Genomic DNA, 15,147 nt, shown 5'->3' with positions numbered 1-15,147 from the left:
AATTCTAGCGGCGACGCTGGCAATTGACCAGCGCTGAGCGTCGCCTGAATAGGGATACGGTGCTCGTTAGTTCAGGCGTGCTTGCTCGGCAGAATGCGCGTCAGGGTGTTATCGCGGAGCACAAAGTGATGAAGCAAGCCGGCAGCGGCATGCAAGCCGATTAACCAGTAGCCAGCGCTGCCGGCAAGTTCGTGCCACTCTTTGATCTCTTTGGCCAGCTCCTTGTTCGGAGATAGCAGTGCAGGCAGTTCAAGGCCGAAGAAGGGAATAGGCTTGTCGGCGGCGCTGAGAATCAACCAGCCGGCCAGTGGTGCGCCGATCATCAGGGCGTAGAGCGCCAGGTGCATCAGCTTGGCCGGGATGGCTTGCCAGGCGGGCAGGGTGGGTGTGATGGCGGGTGTCGGTGCGATTACACGTGCCAGCAGGCGCAGCCAGACCAGGGCGAATACGCTGAGGCCGAGCATAAAGTGCCACTGCTTGAGCAGTTCGCGGGTATCGCTGCCCTTGGGGAAGTTGCCTTTGAGTTCAATGCAGGCATACACGCCGGCAATCAGCACCAGCATCAGCCAATGCAAGGCGATAGACAGGCTGCCGTAGCGGGCTTCGGTGTTTTTCCAGGGCATGGTGGTGTGGGCTCTGAGGAGGAGTGATGGCTGCCTTCATTCTAGGCGGGCAATGCTTAAGCTTTGCTGAAATCACTTAAATCGCGCACAAACAAAAAAGCCACTCGATTGAGTGGCCTTTTTGAGTATCTGGTTGCGGGAGCCGGATTTGAACCGACGACCTTCGGGTTATGAGCCCGACGAGCTACCAGACTGCTCCATCCCGCGCCGGCCATTCTATATAGATATCGTAAGCTGTCAACAGAATTGTGTTTTTAATCAAATGCTTAGGCTTGCTATAGGCGAGAAACAAAAAAGGCCACTCGTTTGAGTGGCCTTCTTTGAGTATCTGGTTGCGGGAGCCGGATTTGAACCGACGACCTTCGGGTTATGAGCCCGACGAGCTACCAGACTGCTCCATCCCGCGCCGGCCATTCTATATAGAAACGAACTCTTGTCAATCGATTAGTGGTTTTTAATCAATAACTTAAATCGCGGGTGGTGGAAATGCGGGAGGGAGCGATGCCTGAGTTGGCCGTTGCGGGCATGTTCAGCGCTTGTCAGGCGAGGGCTGAGGTCAATGCGCGGGCACTCTGTCGAGGTCGACCCGGCGAGCTGCGCAGAGGTCGCGAGCAATGTGGCTGGCGCTTGATTAAAACGCAGCCAAAAAAAAGACCACTCATTGAGTGGTCTTTTTAATATTTGGTTGCGGAAGCCGGATTTGAACCGACGACCTTCGGGTTATGAGCCCGACGAGCTACCAGACTGCTCCATTCCGCGGGGCCAATTGTAGCGCCTGAATGGATCATGTCAACCTGAATGTGGATTTAAGTCGTTTTTATTCAGATGTTTAGCCATATTGGCTCGGCTTTATGCATCTGCGTCCTATGAGAGGGCGGGCTGGAGGTACGCCGGTGTTTTCGCCGTAGCCTGTAACCGGACTGTTGGGCTAGAGTCCGTGCCCATTGAATGGGAGCAGTGTTATGAGTGGTGAATGCGAGTCTTGCGGTGCCCAGGTTTCAGCCGACGCTAAAACCTGCCCTGGTTGTGGTGCGGCGTTGGCGGCGAAGACCAAGCTGTTGCCGTTGGCGGCTTTTATGTTGATTGTGATCCTGATTATTCAGTCCTATATCAGCAAGCCAGATGAGGCGGAGAGTGAAGCCAAACCGGCCGCGCCGGTGAGTTCAGCCGCGCAATAGCGGCAGGGTTGATGAGTTTGACGATAAGCAGCCGCAAGATCATCCACGTTGACTGCGATTGCTTCTATGCCGCCATCGAGATGCGTGATGACCCGAGCCTGGCGAGCAAGCCCTTGGCGGTCGGCGGCTTGGCGGATCGGCGTGGGGTGATTGCGACCTGCAACTATGAGGCGCGCAGTTACGGTGTGCGTTCTGCGATGGCCTCCGGTCAGGCGCTGAAGTTGTGTCCGGATCTGCTGATCGTCAAACCGCGCATGGAGGTTTACAGGGCGGTATCACGGGAGATTCAAGCGATTTTCCGTGATTACACCGAGCTGATTGAGCCGTTGTCGCTGGATGAGGCCTACTTGGATGTAAGTGACAGCCCGCATTTCGCCGGCAGCGCCACACGCATCGCCCAGGACATTCGTCGGCGGGTGTCGCAGGAGTTGCACATCACTGTTTCTGCAGGCGTGGCGCCGAATAAGTTCCTCGCCAAGATTGCCAGTGACTGGAAGAAGCCCAACGGCCTGTTTGTCATCACTCCAGACCAGGTGGGGGACTTTGTTGCCACTTTACCGGTAAATAAGCTGCACGGCGTGGGCAAGGTCACGGCCGACAAGCTCGGACGTTTGGGCATTCGCACCTGCAGCGACCTGCGAGCGTGGAACAAGCTGGCGCTGGTCAAGGAATTTGGCAGTTTCGGCGAGCGCCTGTCGGGGCTCGCCCATGGCATTGATGAGCGCCTGGTACGCAATGACAGCCGGCGGCAGTCGGTCAGCGTGGAAAATACCTTCGACAAGGACCTGCCCGATCTGGCCGCTTGCCTGGAGCAGCTGCCCGCGTTGCTGGAGCAGCTGGAAACGCGCATGGCGCGGCTCGATCCGACTTATCGGCCGGACAAGCCCTTCGTCAAAATCAAGTTCCACGATTTCAGTCAGACCACTCTGGAACAGGCTGGAGCGCGGCGTGACCTGGACAGCTACAAGCGGCTGCTGAGTGCGGCTTTTGCCCGTGGCAACAAGGCGGTGCGCCTGCTGGGCGTAGGCGTGCGTTTGCATGACCTGCGCGGCAAGCACGAACAGCTGGAGTTATTTGCGCCCTGACGACAGGTGTCTGTTAGAGGTTGCCGCCTCGGATCGGTTAGCGCTGAGCGAAGCCCAACACGCAGCATCAGGGGCATGCCGCGACTGGAGGATTTTATCGCCGTTAAAGCGTCTCCTGCGGGCTGTGTGCGCTGCACAATAGCCAGTCAGTGCTAGCTCAGTCGCTTAAGTGCGCAGGCCGCCGATAACAGCGACTTCAAACAGGCAGCCATAAAAAAGGCGAAGCCGCAGGGCTTCGCCTTTTTCGTTACGCGCGGATCAGTTTTTGCGTGGCACCGGCTTGAGCAGCTCGTCGGGCGGCATTTCACAGGCGATCTTGCGGCCCAGCAGCGCTTCGATGCCTGGCAGGGCGTAAGCGTCGTCTTCGCCGGCAAAGCTGATTGAAGTGCCGCTGGTGCCGGCACGGCCGGTACGACCGATACGGTGCACGTAGTCGTCCGGAGTTTCTGGCAGGGTGAAGTTGATCACGTGGCTGATGGCATCCACATGGATGCCACGGCCGGCCACGTCGGTGGCGACCATGACGCGGATCTTGCCTTCACGGAAGCCTTCCAGGGCGCGGATGCGCTTGTGCTGCGGCACGTCGCCAGACATTTGTACGGCGCTGATGCCGTCGCGGGTCAGGCGTTCTTCGATGCGCCGTACTTCATCCTTGCGGTTGGCGAAAACCATCACGCGAATCCAGTCATTCTGGGTGATCAGGTTGTACAGCAGCTTGTACTTGTCGCTGCCGGCTACTGCATAGACGTGCTGTTCGACCGTGTCGCTGGCGACGTTTTCCGGCTCGATCTCGACGATTGCCGGGTTGGTGGTCCATTGCTTGGCCAGGTTCATCACGTCTTCGGTGAAGGTGGCGGAGAACAGCAGCGTCTGGCGTTCGTCCTTCATCGGGGTCTGGCGGATGATCTGGCGTACCTGGGGGATAAAGCCCATGTCGAGCATGCGGTCGGCTTCATCGAGCACCATCACTTCGACCATATCCAGGTGCACTTCACCGCGCTGGTTGAAGTCGAGCAGGCGACCTGGTGTGGCCACCAGAATGTCGCAGAAACGAGATTCGAGCAGCTTCAGCTGTTTGTCGAAGTCCATCCCGCCGACAAAGCTCATCACGTTGAGGCCGGTGTACTTGGTCAGGTCAGCAGCGTCTTTGGCAATCTGCACCACCAGCTCACGGGTTGGCGCGATGATCAGCGCACGCGGTTCGCCCATATAGCGCTCTTTCGGCGGTGGGGTTTGCAGCAACTGAGTGATGATCGAGATCAGAAAGGCGGCGGTTTTGCCGGTGCCGGTCTGGGCGCGGCCGATGGCGTCGCGACCGCTGAGGGTGTAGCCCAGTACCTGCGCCTGGATCGGCGTGCAGTAGGGGAAACCGAGGTCGTGGATGGCGTGCATCAGCTCGGGGGAGAGCTTGAAATCGTGAAAACGGGTTTTGCCCTCGGCCGGCGCTACAGCGAAGTCTTCCAGTTTCCAGGTGTCGACGGGCTTTACGGGACGTTCGCGGCGCGGTTTCGCCGGTTTTTCCTTGGCCGGTAACGATTTCTCAGCCGTTTTAGGGGAGCTTTGCGTGGCGCGGCGGCTGGTTTTCTCAGCGTTGGCGTCAGGCTGGACGCGCGGTGCGCTGGGCGTTGCAGGCGTTGTTGTGGTTGGGCTGGATTGCTCGCCCTCGGCTTTGCCGAATATTTTCTTAAGTGCTTTGAGCACGGTCATCTCATCAATTGGCTAAGGAGTGAACAGCCGCCAGTGTAATGCAAGAAGCCGGCGCGGCGAAGTGCCGCGCCAGATCGCGCCTGGCGGCGGGGATTTGTCGGTTATTTCAGTGTGCCGGCAGGCCGCTCAAATGCAGGAACTGTGCCTTGGCGCCTGTGAGTTGGGAGGGGGCTTGCATGGCTGAAACTCGCGTTAAACCGGTATGAAAGAGCGATATGTTTTAGCCGCAGAGGCAGTCGCGGCCCTGTTGTTTAGCTTGATACAGTGCGTTGTCGGCGCGCGCTATCAGGCCGGGCAGGTGGTCTTTTGGCAGCATCTGCGCGAGGCCGATGGACACGGTCACCCCAGGCAGTTCGCCAATTGGCGAGTGGAACGAGCTGATCCGATTAAGGGCCGTGCGCAGGCGATCGCCAATGCTGCGGGCCTCATCGGCGCTGATTTCCGGCAGCAAAATGATGAACTCTTCACCGCCGTAGCGGATCAGGCTGTCCTTGGGGCGCAGCTGGTTGCGCAGGGTGTTGGCCAGCAGGCACAGCGCATAGTCGCCGGCGAGGTGGCCGTGCTGGTCGTTGTAGCTTTTGAAGTGGTCGACATCGAGCATCAGCATGCACAGTGGGTTGCCGTTGAAGGCGCTGCGGGTGCTTTCGCGCTCGAAGATATGTTCTAGCCAGCGGCGGTTATAAGCCCCAGTCAGGGCATCGATATTGGCGGTCTGCTCGCTGTCGAGAATGATTCGATTGCCCAGGCGCACGCGTTCGCAGAGCAACTCCAGTAGGTTCTGCATCAGCTCGGGTGATTGGCGGAACAAATTGAACAGTGATTCGCGGTGCAAGCGCAGCACGCAGCAGGGCTCACTCGCCACCACAAAGGCAGAAGGCGGGGCATTGTCGATAAAGCTGATTTCACCGGCGCAGTCGCCGACGTTCAAGGTGCTGACGGCCTGGCTGTCGAGTGAGCCGAGGTGGACTTTGAGTTGGCCCTTGAGCAGCAGATAGAGGTATTGATTGCGATTGGTGGGCGAGAGCAGTACTTCACCAGCATCCAGGTCGCACGCCAGAAAATCTTTGAGCAGATGATCAATGCTGCTGGCGGCAACATTATTGAACAGTCGCAGATGACGAAGCTGTTGCAGGTCGGCCTGCCAAGGGGCGCTTTTCATCGGGGAGATGGGCGTAACGGCATGACAGATGGACGGGGCATCGTTAACGCTCCCTGTTGTTTGGACGATTACCGCGTTCGACCTTATGCCGCTGCCTGTGGGCTGACAATCCTTGTCTTACCCTCGGGCGACCAGCGGTATCAAAGTTGAATGGTTGGTCACAATTTCGGCGCGATCCCAGCGCCGGGCTATTGCTTACTCGGCTGGATGCAGCTCTATGGCGACGGCAAAGCCGCCCAAGCGCTGAGACACAGCGTCTGCCAGGGCGTTTTGGCCAGCAGGCAAATAGATGTGCGCAACCTGGCCGCGTTTATCGTCACTGAGGACTTCTACGCGCAGGCGTTGATCCAGCGCCGTGAGTGCCGCCTGGAGCACGCGAGCAATGGCGTCGTAACGCAGCGCCGGTTTAAAGGTCTTGCCCACGGCGGTCAGCGGAATTGTCTCGATGATCCAGGCGTCCTTGGGGATAGCGGCGCGTTCCGGAATGTGCTCGGCAGCATGCGCCAGCAATTCGGCTTCGCTGGCCTGAGCACCGGGTTTGAGCTGGACATACACCACTGGTAGCTCGCCGGCTTTCTCATCGGGCTTGCCAACCGCCGCTGCCATCGCAACGGCGGGGTGTTTGTGCAGCGCCTCCTCGATCATCTGCGGGTCGATATTGTGGCCGCCGCGGATAATCAGGTCCTTGCTGCGCCCCGTTAGCCAGATGTAACCATCGACATCCACGCGGCCCAGATCGCCGGTATTGAACCAGTCACCGTCAACCCAGATGCCGGCATTTTTGCTGCTCTGCAGGTAGCCCTTAAATACCGTGGCGCCACGGATGCACAGGTTGCCGATTTCATTGGGGGCGGCATTTCTTAGGTAGTTGCCTTGCTCGTCGAGCACCTTGATTGCCACTTCACAATACGGCATCGGCAGGCCGATTGAGCCAGGACGGCGTTCGCCTGCCGTTGGGTTGGCGCAACTGCCGCAGGTGCCTTCGGTAAGGCCGTACCCTTCGATCAGGGTCAAGCCGGTTTTGCTCTCGAACTGGCGTATTAGCTCCACTGGCATTGGCGCTGCGCCGCACAGGGCGAATTTCAGCGAGCTGAGGTCGTGGCCGTCGCTCGGGACTTGCAGCAGGCCGGCGTAGATGGTCGGCACGCCACTGAAGAAGCTGACTTTATGGCGTTCGATGATCTTCCAGAAATTACCGACCAGGTTTGGATTGCGATAACCCTGCGGTGTGGCTAGCAGCACTTCGGCCCCGCCGATAAACGCAGTGAGGCCGGTGACGATCACGCCATTGACGTGAAACAGCGGTAGGCCACAGAGGGTGACATCGCCGGGCGCAAAACCGGTGACCAGGTTCATGCTGTAGGCCATGGCCACTTCGTTGGCGTGGCTGTGTGGGGCCAGTTTCGGCGTGCCGGTGGTGCCGCCGGTGTGGAAGTAACTGGCAATCTCCTCGGGGGTGATGACCCGGCCGCTTTCCAGGTGATCGTCCGGGCAGTCGGCGATCAACTCGTCGAAATCCAATACGCCAGCCGGCAGCGAACCACGCTGCGCCTTGAGCGCACTGCGCTGCGGTTCAGGCAGCAGGTTGGCCATGTCCACGCAGATAATGGCCTTGAGGTTGGGCAGTTGCTCGCGCAGACCGTCGACTTTGGCCCATAAGTCGGTGCCTGGGAAGGGCGCGAGGGTGACCAGCAGCTCCGAGTCCGAGGCCAGGATCAGTTCGGCGATATGTTCAGGGTCGAGCATGGGGTTGATCGCGTTGACGATCCCGGCCGCTTCACCGCCCCAGATGGTGAAGTGGGTGTGCGGCAGGTTCGGCAGCAGAAACGACACCGCCTTGCCTGGGCGCAGGCCCAGGCGATGAAAAGCGTTAGCGGTTTGGTTGATCTTGCCCAGCAACTGCCCGTAGGTGAGGCGGTAAGTCGCCTCGTCTGCCGCACCCTGGAGGATAAACGACAGGGCCGGCGCATCAGGTTGACGCACTGCGCTGCGGCGGATCAGCTCATAGGTGCTGGTCGGCAGATTGCGCTCGGCCAACGGCGTTTGCTCGATCTGCTGGATGTCGCGCAGGGTCTTGATGGCGGGGATGGCAGGCATAGGCGTTCTCGCTCGCAGGCAGTCAACTGTTTAAGCGTTGCTCCAGCCAATCGGCAATATCGCGAATTTCCTCATTTACCACTTCGTGGCCCATCGGGTAATCACGCCATTGCACGTTGACGCCGGAGGCGCTCAGGTAATCATGGGCTGCGCGGCCCATGGCCGGCAGTACGATGTCGTCGAATGTGCCATGCAAACACAGCACGGGCAGTTGTTTTTTTGTATCTGCGAGGGAGATGTCGTCGCCAAAGGTCGGGGCGTAGGTCGACAGCGCCATTACCCCGCCCAGACTGAACTGCCAGCGCAGAAAGGCGGTGTGCAGCACCACGGCACCGCCTTGCGAGAAGCCCGCGAGGATGATGCGCGCCGGGTCAATGCCGCAGTCGCGTTGCGCTTCGATTAACTCGATAACCTGCTGCGCTGAAGCTTCCAGTTGATCGCGGTTGATCGCGCGGGCCGGGCTCATCGCCAGAATGTCGTACCAGCTGGGCATGGCGTAGCCGCCATTAATAGTCACCGCCTGGGTTGGTGCCTGCGGCAGGACGAAGCGGGTGCTGTGCAAGCGCTGCTGTAAAGCCTCGGCGACGGGCATGAAGTCGTAACGGTCGGCACCCAGGCCGTGCAACCAAATGACGCACGCGTCGGCCGTAAGTGTGGGGTGAAGAATCAAAGGTTCGCTCATATAAAGCTCCGCTGCGGTGCGTTCGCACTGATTTGGTGCGAGGTGAAATAGAGAGTGTGGCTATTATGGAAAGAAGATGTCGCCAGGCTGAAAGTTTTGCCCTTGACCTGTTCGTGTGGCCGCTGGGGCGCGCGACTGGTACGGCCCTTGCAATATACCTTGGAGACTGAGGCTGCCTGGAAGTGGTAACACTGCCACTCAACTGGGCGCGGAGACCGAACCGTCTTTACCGGCGCTTCACGGATTCGCTAGGCGCTGCAGGCTGTACGACAAGTCACTTGCTATCTGTCTCTAGCTCATTCAAATAATGAGCGGGTAAGAGTTTATGGCCGCTGGAGCAATCGGCAACTAGACTCGAACTAAGGTTTGATCCCCGGTTGAGTGTGTTGCTGCCGACACAGTCAACGAGCCCCATAAGGGTACGGTGGTAGAACCGAGACTCCAAACACAACAAAAGCAACTGGAGGTTTTAATGAAGATGGTGAAATCCACATTGGCAGTACTGACCACCGCCGCGGTTCTCGGCGTCAGCAGTTTTGCTCAAGCTGGCGCTACTCTGGAAGCAGTCCAGAAGAAAGGTTTTGTTCAGTGCGGCATCAGCGATGGTCTGCCTGGCTTCTCCTACGCTGACGAGAAAGGCAACTACTTGGGCCTCGACGTCGACGTATGTCGCGCCGTTGCTGCTGCAGTGTTCGGCGATGCAACCAAGGTCAAGTACAGCCCGCTGACCGCCAAAGAGCGCTTCACCGCGTTGCAGTCTGGCGAAGTCGATGTCCTTTCGCGTAATACCACCTGGACCAGTTCGCGCGATTCCGGCCTGGGCTTGAACTTTGCTGGCGTTAACTACTACGACGGCCAAGGCTTCCTGGTTAACAAGAAGCTCGGCGTTTCCAGCGCTAAGGAACTCGACGGTGCGACTGTCTGCATCCAGGCAGGTACCACTACCGAGCTGAACCTCTCCGACTACTTCCGCGCGAACAACCTGAAGTACACCCCAATCACCTACGACACCTCAGACGAGAGCGCCAAGTCGGTTGAGGCAGGCCGTTGCGACGTACTGACCTCCGACCAGTCGCAGCTGTATGCACAGCGCATCAAGCTGGCCGATCCTGAGGCCTATGTCGTGCTGCCGGAAGTGATCTCGAAAGAGCCACTGGGCCCGGTTGTACGTCAGGGTGACGAAGAGTGGTTCGACATCGTGCGCTGGTCGCTGTACGCGATGGTCAACGCCGAAGAGCTGGGCATCACTTCAGCGAACGTCGAAGAACAAGCCAAATCCACCAAAAACCCCGACGTAGCGCGTCTGCTCGGTGCTGAAGGTGAGTTCGGTAAAGATCTGAAACTGCCGAAAGACTGGGCCGTGAAGATCGTTAAGCAAGTCGGTAACTACGGCGAAAGCTTTGAGCGCAACGTTGGTGTCGGCAGTCAGCTGAAGATCGAACGTGGCCTCAACGCCCTATGGAACAAGGGTGGTCTGCAGTACGCACCGCCAGTGCGCTGACCGTCTGCTGCCAGCCACTCGCCCTGAGTGGCTGGCATTGTTCTGATTGATGTGAACTGCATGCCCGCCGACGCGGGCATGCGGGTTCCAAGAGGGCTCCTATGCAAACTACTGTAAATGCCCCGCGACCCGGTGGATCGGTCTGGACCGACCCCAAGGCACGTGCCTGGCTATTTCAAATTCTTGCCGTTATCGCCGTTGTGGCGCTCGGCTGGTTCCTGTTTGACAACACCCAGACCAACCTGGAGAAGCGCGGGATCACCTCTGGGTTTTCCTTTCTCAATAACAGCGCCGGCTTCGGCATCGCCCAGCACCTGATCGACTACGACGAAAGCAACTCCTATGGGCGTGTTTTCGTGGTGGGCCTGCTCAACACCTTGCTGGTGTCGGTGATTGGTATTGTCCTGGCGACGCTATTGGGTTTCCTGCTGGGGGTGGCGCGCTTGTCGCCCAACTGGTTGCTCAGCAAGCTGGCAACCGTGTACATCGAGATCTTCCGTAACATCCCGCCGCTGCTGCAAATTTTCTTCTGGTACTTCGCGGTGATGCTTTCCCTTCCTGGACCGCGGCAAAGTATGGGGGTGGCCGAGACGTTTTTCCTCAACAGCCGTGGCCTGTATATGCCAGCGCCAAGCCCGGGGGACAACTTCGGTCTGTTTGCCGGCGCGGTGATAGTGGCGATCATTGCTGTGCTGCTGCTGTCGCGTTGGTCGAAGGCACGGTTTGAGGCCACCGGCCGGTACTTCCCGGTGTCTCTGGGCGCAATCCCGCTGTTGCTCGGGCTGCCAGGGCTGGCGATCCTGCTCGGGGGGGATCCGCTGCAATGGAGTATGCCAGCGCTTACTGGCTTCAACTTCACGGGAGGCTGGGTGCTGATTCCTGAGTTGATGGCCCTGACTCTGGCGTTGACCATCTACACCGCCGCTTTTATCGCCGAGAACGTGCGCTCTGGTATCCAGGCGGTTAGTCATGGTCAGACTGAGGCCGCACGCTCATTGGGTCTGCCTGCGGGCAAGACCTTGCGTCTGGTGATTATTCCGCAGGCGTTGCGGGTGATTATTCCGCCGTTGACCAGCCAATACCTAAACCTGGCCAAGAACTCCTCGCTGGCTGCCGGTATCGGCTATCCGGACATGGTTTCGTTGTTCGCCGGCACGGTACTCAACCAGACCGGGCAAGCCATCGAGGTGATTGCCATCACCATGAGCGTTTACCTGGCGATCAGTATCAGTATTTCCATGCTGATGAACTGGTACAACAAGCGCATTGCGCTGATCGAGCGGTAAGGAGCAGCCATGCAAACTCATACCTTCAAACCTGATCAGCCGCCACCCGCGTTGAGCGTCGGTGCGGTCGGTTGGCTGCGTGCCAACCTGTTTTCCAGCTGGTTCAATACGCTGTTGACGCTGTTCGCGGCTTATTTGGTCTGGCTGACTGTACCGCCATTGATCCAGTGGGCCTTGATTGATGCCGACTGGACCGGCACTACCCGCGAAGACTGCACCAGCGGCGGGGCATGCTGGGTGTTTGTGCAGCAGCGTTTCGGTCAGTTTATGTACGGCTTCTACCCTGAAAGCCTGCGCTGGCGTGTTGACCTGACCATGTGGTTGGCGGTCATTGGCGCTGCGCCGTTGTTCGTCCCGCAAATGCCACGTAAAGCGTTATACGGCTTGGTGTTCCTGGTGGTCTATCCGCTGGTGGCTTATTGGCTGCTGCACGGTGGCTTCTTCGGTCTGTCGACTGTCTCGACCAGCCGTTGGGGTGGCTTGATGTTGACCCTGGTGATTGCTGCCGTCGGCATTTCTGGCGCCATGCCACTGGGTATTGCTCTGGCGCTGGGGCGACGTTCGGATATGCCGGCGATTCGGGTTATCTGCGTGACCTTTATCGAGTTCTGGCGCGGCGTACCCTTGATCACCGTGCTGTTTATGTCCTCGGTGATGCTGCCGTTATTCCTCCCGGAAGGCATGAGCTTCGACAAACTGATGCGGGCGTTGATCGGGGTGATTCTGTTCCAGTCGGCCTACATCGCCGAAGTTGTGCGGGGTGGCTTGCAGGCGATTCCCAAAGGCCAGTACGAGGCCGCTGCGGCCATGGGCCTGGGCTATTGGCGGACGATGGGCCTGGTGATTCTGCCGCAAGCCCTGAAGCTGGTGATCCCCGGCATCGTTAACACCTTTATTGGTCTGTTCAAGGACACCAGCCTGGTGATCATCATCGGCCTGTTCGACCTGCTCAACAGCATCAAGCAAGCCACCACTGATCCGGCTTGGCTGGGCATGGCCACTGAGGGCTATGTGTTCGCTGCGCTGATTTTCTGGATTTTCTGTTTTGGTATGTCCCGCTACTCCATGCACCTGGAGCGCAAGCTGGACACCGGCCATAAGCGTTAGGAGACCTTTCAATGCCTGAAGCAATTAAACAAGCCAACGCCGAGCCGACGATCCTTATGGAAGGCGTGCACAAGTGGTACGGCCAGTTCCACGTGCTCAAGGACATCAACCTGAGCGTGCAGCAAGGCGAACGCATCGTGCTTTGCGGCCCGTCCGGTTCCGGCAAGTCCACCGCGATTCGCTGCCTTAACCGTTTGGAAGAGCACCAGCAGGGGCGCATCGTCATCGATGGCACCGAGCTGACCCACGACCTCAAGCACATCGAGGCCGTGCGCCGTGAAGTAGGCATGGTGTTCCAGCACTTCAATCTGTTTCCGCACCTCACCGTGCTGCAGAACTGCACCCTGGCGCCCATGTGGGTGCGCAAGATGCCCAAGCGTGAAGCCGAGGAAGTGGCCATGCATTACCTGGAGCGTGTTCGCATTCCAGAGCAGGCCCACAAGTACCCGGGTCAGCTCTCCGGTGGCCAGCAGCAGCGCGTGGCGATTGCCCGTGCGCTGTGCATGAAGCCGAAGATCATGCTGTTCGACGAGCCGACCTCGGCCCTTGATCCGGAGATGGTCAAGGAAGTACTGGACACCATGGTTGGCCTGGCTGAAGACGGCATGACCATGCTTTGCGTAACCCACGAGATGGGTTTTGCCCGCACCGTGGCGAACCGGGTGATTTTCCTCGACAAAGGCGAGATCGTTGAGGAAAACGAGCCAGAAGCCTTCTTCACCAACCCGCAGAACGAGCGGACCCAACTGTTCCTCAGTCAGATCATTCACTGAGGTTCAGCGGCAACAAGAAAGGGAGCCTTCGGGCTCCCTTTCTTGTGGTGCGTGCATTTGCAGCACTGTGCATTTGTGCACTTAACCTTCGGGCCACAGGCGCAGCGGCTTGCCTGCTGCTGGCCATAAACGCAGCTGCTCAGTAGGGGAGAAGTCCCAGCGCTGCACCTTGCTCAGGCTCTCGAGAAAGCGCGCTTCTTGTTCCATCAGGGCCGGCGCGCACATTTTTCGTGTGCTACCGGCGGCGCTGAAGCTCAGCGTGTCACCGGTCAACGTATAGCCGGCAAACCAGTGGTTGCAGCCTGCGTTACCGTAGGCGCGGCCGTCATCACCGAAGGTGATGGTCAGGTGGCTGCGGTCGATCAGCGGGCGTTCACCAATCCATTCCACCTGGTAGGTGTGCTCGGTTTCCAGTTGCGGCGCGGATGTGGCGCAGCCGGCGAGGCCTGCAGCGAGCAGGCTGATAGTCAATGCGCGTTTCATACAGCCTCCTTGTTGGAGCATTTAGGGCACAGGTGCTTGGCGTTTTTCGACTGCCAGCCGAGCTCCTTGATCCGCGCTTCGGCGGCAGGAGCCTGGGCTTTTTTGCCGAGGGCGGCGTCGACCGCGAACTCGAAATCTAATTGCTTAGTGCAGCTGTCGCAATTGACCTGCCAATTGAAAATGGCCAGCTCGCCGAACACCGGGCCGGTGGCGACGGCCACCCACTGGCCACGCGGGTTGATCAGGTGGCGAACCTTGTCGGCCTGCAGGCGCATGGACAGTTCACGGCTGCCTTTGAGAGTGACCAGCAGGCTGTCGCCGCTCTGGATCGAACCACCGTTGCCGGTAACTTGATAGCGGCCTGGCGCCAGCGCGCGGCATTCAATCAGGGTGTGCTCGGGGTTGAGCAGGTTGTAGCGAAAGTCGTGTTCAGCCATGGATCCTCCAAATGTGCGCAAATGCTATCACGCGCCAGGAAGTAGCTGATTGATTGGCTTGCCGGCCCGCCAGGCGGCGATATTCTCGCGGGTGGTGGCGGCAATTGCCGCCAACGCTTCGTGGGTGAGAAAAGCTTGGTGCGCGGTAATCAATACATTGGGAAAGCTCAACAGGCGCGCCAGCACATCATCCTGCAGCGGTTGCTCGGAGCAGTCCTCGAAAAACAACTCGGCCTCTTCTTCGTAGACATCCAGGCCCAGATAGCCCAGCTGGCCGCTTTTCAGTGCGTCGATCAGCGCTGGAGTATCAATCAAGGCACCGCGTCCGGTATTGATCAACATGACGCCGCGCGGCATCTGCTGCAAACGTGCGGCGTTGATCAAGTGGTGAGTGGCGGCGTTTAGCGGGCAGTGCAGGCTGATGATGTCACTGCCTTCGAGCAGCTGTTCCAGCTCAACCTGGCGCGCGCCGGCCGGTAGGTCGGCAATCGGCTGTGGGTCGTGGATCATTAGCTGGCAGCCGCAGCCGGCCATGATCCGCGCAAAGGTCAGGCCGATCTGTCCGGCACCAATGATGCCGACGTGCTTGCCATGCAGGTCAAAGCCAATCAGCCCGTGCAGGGAAAAATCGCCTTCGCGGGTGCGGTTGAAGGCGCGGTGGGTGCGCCGGTTGAGGGTCATGATCAGCGCCAGGGCATGTTCGGCGACGGCGTGGGGTGAGTAGGCGGGCACTCGCACCACGGTCAGGCCGAGGGCTTGCGCAGCGTGCAGGTCGACATGGTTGTAGCCGGCAGAGCGCAGGGCAATCAGCCGCGTGCCGCCTGCTGCGAGTTGCTGCAATACCGCAGCGCTAAGGTCGTCATTGATAAAGGCGCACACCACCTCATAGCCTGCGGCCAGGCCGGCAGTATCCGGGCGCAGGTGGACTGGCTGAACGTTCAGTTGCCAGTCATCCGGGAAGCCGGCCGCATTAAAGCTTTGCTGGTCGTAGGGCTTACTGCTGAACAGAATAATGCGCATAAGATTCCT

General features: G+C 59.1%; 14 protein-coding genes and 3 tRNA genes. 6 read left to right on the top strand and 11 right to left on the bottom strand.

Going from position 1 to position 15,147, the window contains the following annotated elements; translation table 11 throughout:
- Positions 1-71: 71 nt before the first annotated feature.
- From Q0V31_RS18465 to Q0V31_RS18450, 4 genes are all read right to left on the bottom strand, one after another.
- Positions 72-623, bottom strand: a complete 552-nt coding sequence (locus Q0V31_RS18465) for a cytochrome b (protein ID WP_298190257.1) — start codon at positions 621-623, stop codon at positions 72-74.
- 130 nt (positions 624-753) lie between these two features.
- Positions 754-830 (bottom strand) — tRNA-Met (locus Q0V31_RS18460).
- 122 nt (positions 831-952) lie between these two features.
- A tRNA-Met gene (locus Q0V31_RS18455) sits at positions 953-1,029 on the bottom strand.
- 276 nt (positions 1,030-1,305) lie between these two features.
- Positions 1,306-1,382, bottom strand: a tRNA-Met gene (locus Q0V31_RS18450).
- 203 nt (positions 1,383-1,585) lie between these two features.
- Here Q0V31_RS18450 and Q0V31_RS18445 point away from each other — a divergent pair.
- Together Q0V31_RS18445 and dinB are read left to right on the top strand one after the other, a co-directional pair.
- The gene (locus Q0V31_RS18445) at positions 1,586-1,801 is read left to right on the top strand and encodes a zinc ribbon domain-containing protein (protein WP_298190255.1); all 216 of its coding nucleotides are present in this window, start codon (positions 1,586-1,588) and stop codon (positions 1,799-1,801) included.
- Positions 1,802-1,812: 11 nt separating this feature from the next.
- Entirely contained in the window at positions 1,813-2,886 is a 1,074-nt protein-coding gene (dinB, locus tag Q0V31_RS18440) for a DNA polymerase IV (RefSeq protein ID WP_298190253.1), read from the top strand.
- Between the two features lie 258 nt (positions 2,887-3,144).
- Here the strand turns inward: dinB and rhlB are convergent, their stop codons facing one another.
- The 4 genes from rhlB to Q0V31_RS18420 all read right to left on the bottom strand — a co-directional run bounded on the left by rhlB (position 3,145) and on the right by Q0V31_RS18420 (position 8,531).
- Positions 3,145-4,587: an ATP-dependent RNA helicase RhlB gene (gene rhlB, locus Q0V31_RS18435; protein WP_298190251.1), complete on the bottom strand. Its 1,443-nt coding sequence runs from the start codon at positions 4,585-4,587 to the stop codon at positions 3,145-3,147.
- Positions 4,588-4,813: 226 nt separating this feature from the next.
- Positions 4,814-5,752, bottom strand: coding sequence for a GGDEF domain-containing protein (locus Q0V31_RS18430; protein WP_298190249.1), 939 nt, complete (start codon positions 5,750-5,752; stop codon positions 4,814-4,816).
- A gap of 195 nt (positions 5,753-5,947) precedes the next feature.
- Positions 5,948-7,849: an acyl-CoA synthetase gene (locus Q0V31_RS18425; RefSeq protein WP_298190247.1), complete on the bottom strand. Its 1,902-nt coding sequence runs from the start codon at positions 7,847-7,849 to the stop codon at positions 5,948-5,950.
- A gap of 22 nt (positions 7,850-7,871) precedes the next feature.
- Positions 7,872-8,531: an alpha/beta hydrolase gene (locus tag Q0V31_RS18420; protein ID WP_298190245.1), complete on the bottom strand. Its 660-nt coding sequence runs from the start codon at positions 8,529-8,531 to the stop codon at positions 7,872-7,874.
- A 472-nt stretch (positions 8,532-9,003) separates the two neighbouring features.
- On the opposite strand from Q0V31_RS18420, the gene Q0V31_RS18415 reads away from it, so the two are divergent.
- The 4 genes from Q0V31_RS18415 to Q0V31_RS18400 all read left to right on the top strand — a co-directional run bounded on the left by Q0V31_RS18415 (position 9,004) and on the right by Q0V31_RS18400 (position 13,198).
- Positions 9,004-10,032 (top strand): amino acid ABC transporter substrate-binding protein, encoded by a 1,029-nt coding sequence (locus Q0V31_RS18415; protein ID WP_298190243.1) that lies wholly within the window; start codon positions 9,004-9,006, stop codon positions 10,030-10,032.
- A 101-nt stretch (positions 10,033-10,133) separates the two neighbouring features.
- The gene (locus tag Q0V31_RS18410) at positions 10,134-11,318 is read left to right on the top strand and encodes an amino acid ABC transporter permease (RefSeq protein ID WP_298190241.1); all 1,185 of its coding nucleotides are present in this window, start codon (positions 10,134-10,136) and stop codon (positions 11,316-11,318) included.
- A 9-nt stretch (positions 11,319-11,327) separates the two neighbouring features.
- Complete coding sequence (locus Q0V31_RS18405; protein WP_298190240.1) at positions 11,328-12,425, top strand: amino acid ABC transporter permease; 1,098 nt, start codon at positions 11,328-11,330, stop codon at positions 12,423-12,425.
- A gap of 11 nt (positions 12,426-12,436) precedes the next feature.
- Positions 12,437-13,198 (top strand): amino acid ABC transporter ATP-binding protein, encoded by a 762-nt coding sequence (locus tag Q0V31_RS18400; RefSeq protein WP_298190238.1) that lies wholly within the window; start codon positions 12,437-12,439, stop codon positions 13,196-13,198.
- 81 nt (positions 13,199-13,279) lie between these two features.
- Here Q0V31_RS18400 and Q0V31_RS18395 read toward each other — a convergent pair whose 3' ends face one another.
- The 3 genes from Q0V31_RS18395 to Q0V31_RS18385 are packed head-to-tail and all read right to left on the bottom strand — an operon-like array spanning position 13,280 to position 15,138.
- Entirely contained in the window at positions 13,280-13,681 is a 402-nt protein-coding gene (locus Q0V31_RS18395; RefSeq protein ID WP_298190236.1) for an META domain-containing protein, read from the bottom strand.
- Positions 13,678-14,118, bottom strand: coding sequence for a hypothetical protein (locus Q0V31_RS18390; protein ID WP_298190234.1), 441 nt, complete (start codon positions 14,116-14,118; stop codon positions 13,678-13,680). Before Q0V31_RS18390 ends, Q0V31_RS18395 begins: the two co-directional genes overlap by 4 nt.
- 27 nt (positions 14,119-14,145) lie before the next feature.
- Positions 14,146-15,138, bottom strand: a complete 993-nt coding sequence (locus Q0V31_RS18385) for a 2-hydroxyacid dehydrogenase (RefSeq protein WP_298190232.1) — start codon at positions 15,136-15,138, stop codon at positions 14,146-14,148.
- Positions 15,139-15,147 lie beyond the last annotated feature (9 nt).

The organism is uncultured Pseudomonas sp., from assembly GCF_943846705.1.
Lineage (GTDB): Bacteria > Pseudomonadota > Gammaproteobacteria > Pseudomonadales > Pseudomonadaceae > Aquipseudomonas.
Note: the sequence above shows the minus strand (reverse complement) of the source record. Positions and strands in the feature narration are given on the sequence as shown.

Bases quoted from the DNA above. Each gene is read 5' to 3' on its own strand.
- Q0V31_RS18465 (WP_298190257.1), bottom strand. From the start codon at position 623: ATGCCCTGGAAAAACACCGAAGCCCGCTACGGCAGCCTGTCTATCGCC.
- Q0V31_RS18445 (WP_298190255.1), top strand. From the start codon at position 1,586: ATGAGTGGTGAATGCGAGTCTTGCGGTGCCCAGGTTTCAGCCGACGCT.
- dinB (WP_298190253.1), top strand. From the start codon at position 1,813: ATGAGTTTGACGATAAGCAGCCGCAAGATCATCCACGTTGACTGCGAT.
- Q0V31_RS18430 (WP_298190249.1), bottom strand. From the start codon at position 5,752: ATGAAAAGCGCCCCTTGGCAGGCCGACCTGCAACAGCTTCGTCATCTG.
- Q0V31_RS18425 (WP_298190247.1), bottom strand. From the start codon at position 7,849: ATGCCTGCCATCCCCGCCATCAAGACCCTGCGCGACATCCAGCAGATC.
- Q0V31_RS18420 (WP_298190245.1), bottom strand. From the start codon at position 8,531: ATGAGCGAACCTTTGATTCTTCACCCCACACTTACGGCCGACGCGTGC.
- Q0V31_RS18415 (WP_298190243.1), top strand. From the start codon at position 9,004: ATGAAGATGGTGAAATCCACATTGGCAGTACTGACCACCGCCGCGGTT.
- Q0V31_RS18410 (WP_298190241.1), top strand. From the start codon at position 10,134: ATGCAAACTACTGTAAATGCCCCGCGACCCGGTGGATCGGTCTGGACC.
- Q0V31_RS18405 (WP_298190240.1), top strand. From the start codon at position 11,328: ATGCAAACTCATACCTTCAAACCTGATCAGCCGCCACCCGCGTTGAGC.
- Q0V31_RS18400 (WP_298190238.1), top strand. From the start codon at position 12,437: ATGCCTGAAGCAATTAAACAAGCCAACGCCGAGCCGACGATCCTTATG.
- Q0V31_RS18395 (WP_298190236.1), bottom strand. From the start codon at position 13,681: ATGAAACGCGCATTGACTATCAGCCTGCTCGCTGCAGGCCTCGCCGGC.
- Q0V31_RS18390 (WP_298190234.1), bottom strand. From the start codon at position 14,118: ATGGCTGAACACGACTTTCGCTACAACCTGCTCAACCCCGAGCACACC.
- Q0V31_RS18385 (WP_298190232.1), bottom strand. From the start codon at position 15,138: ATGCGCATTATTCTGTTCAGCAGTAAGCCCTACGACCAGCAAAGCTTT.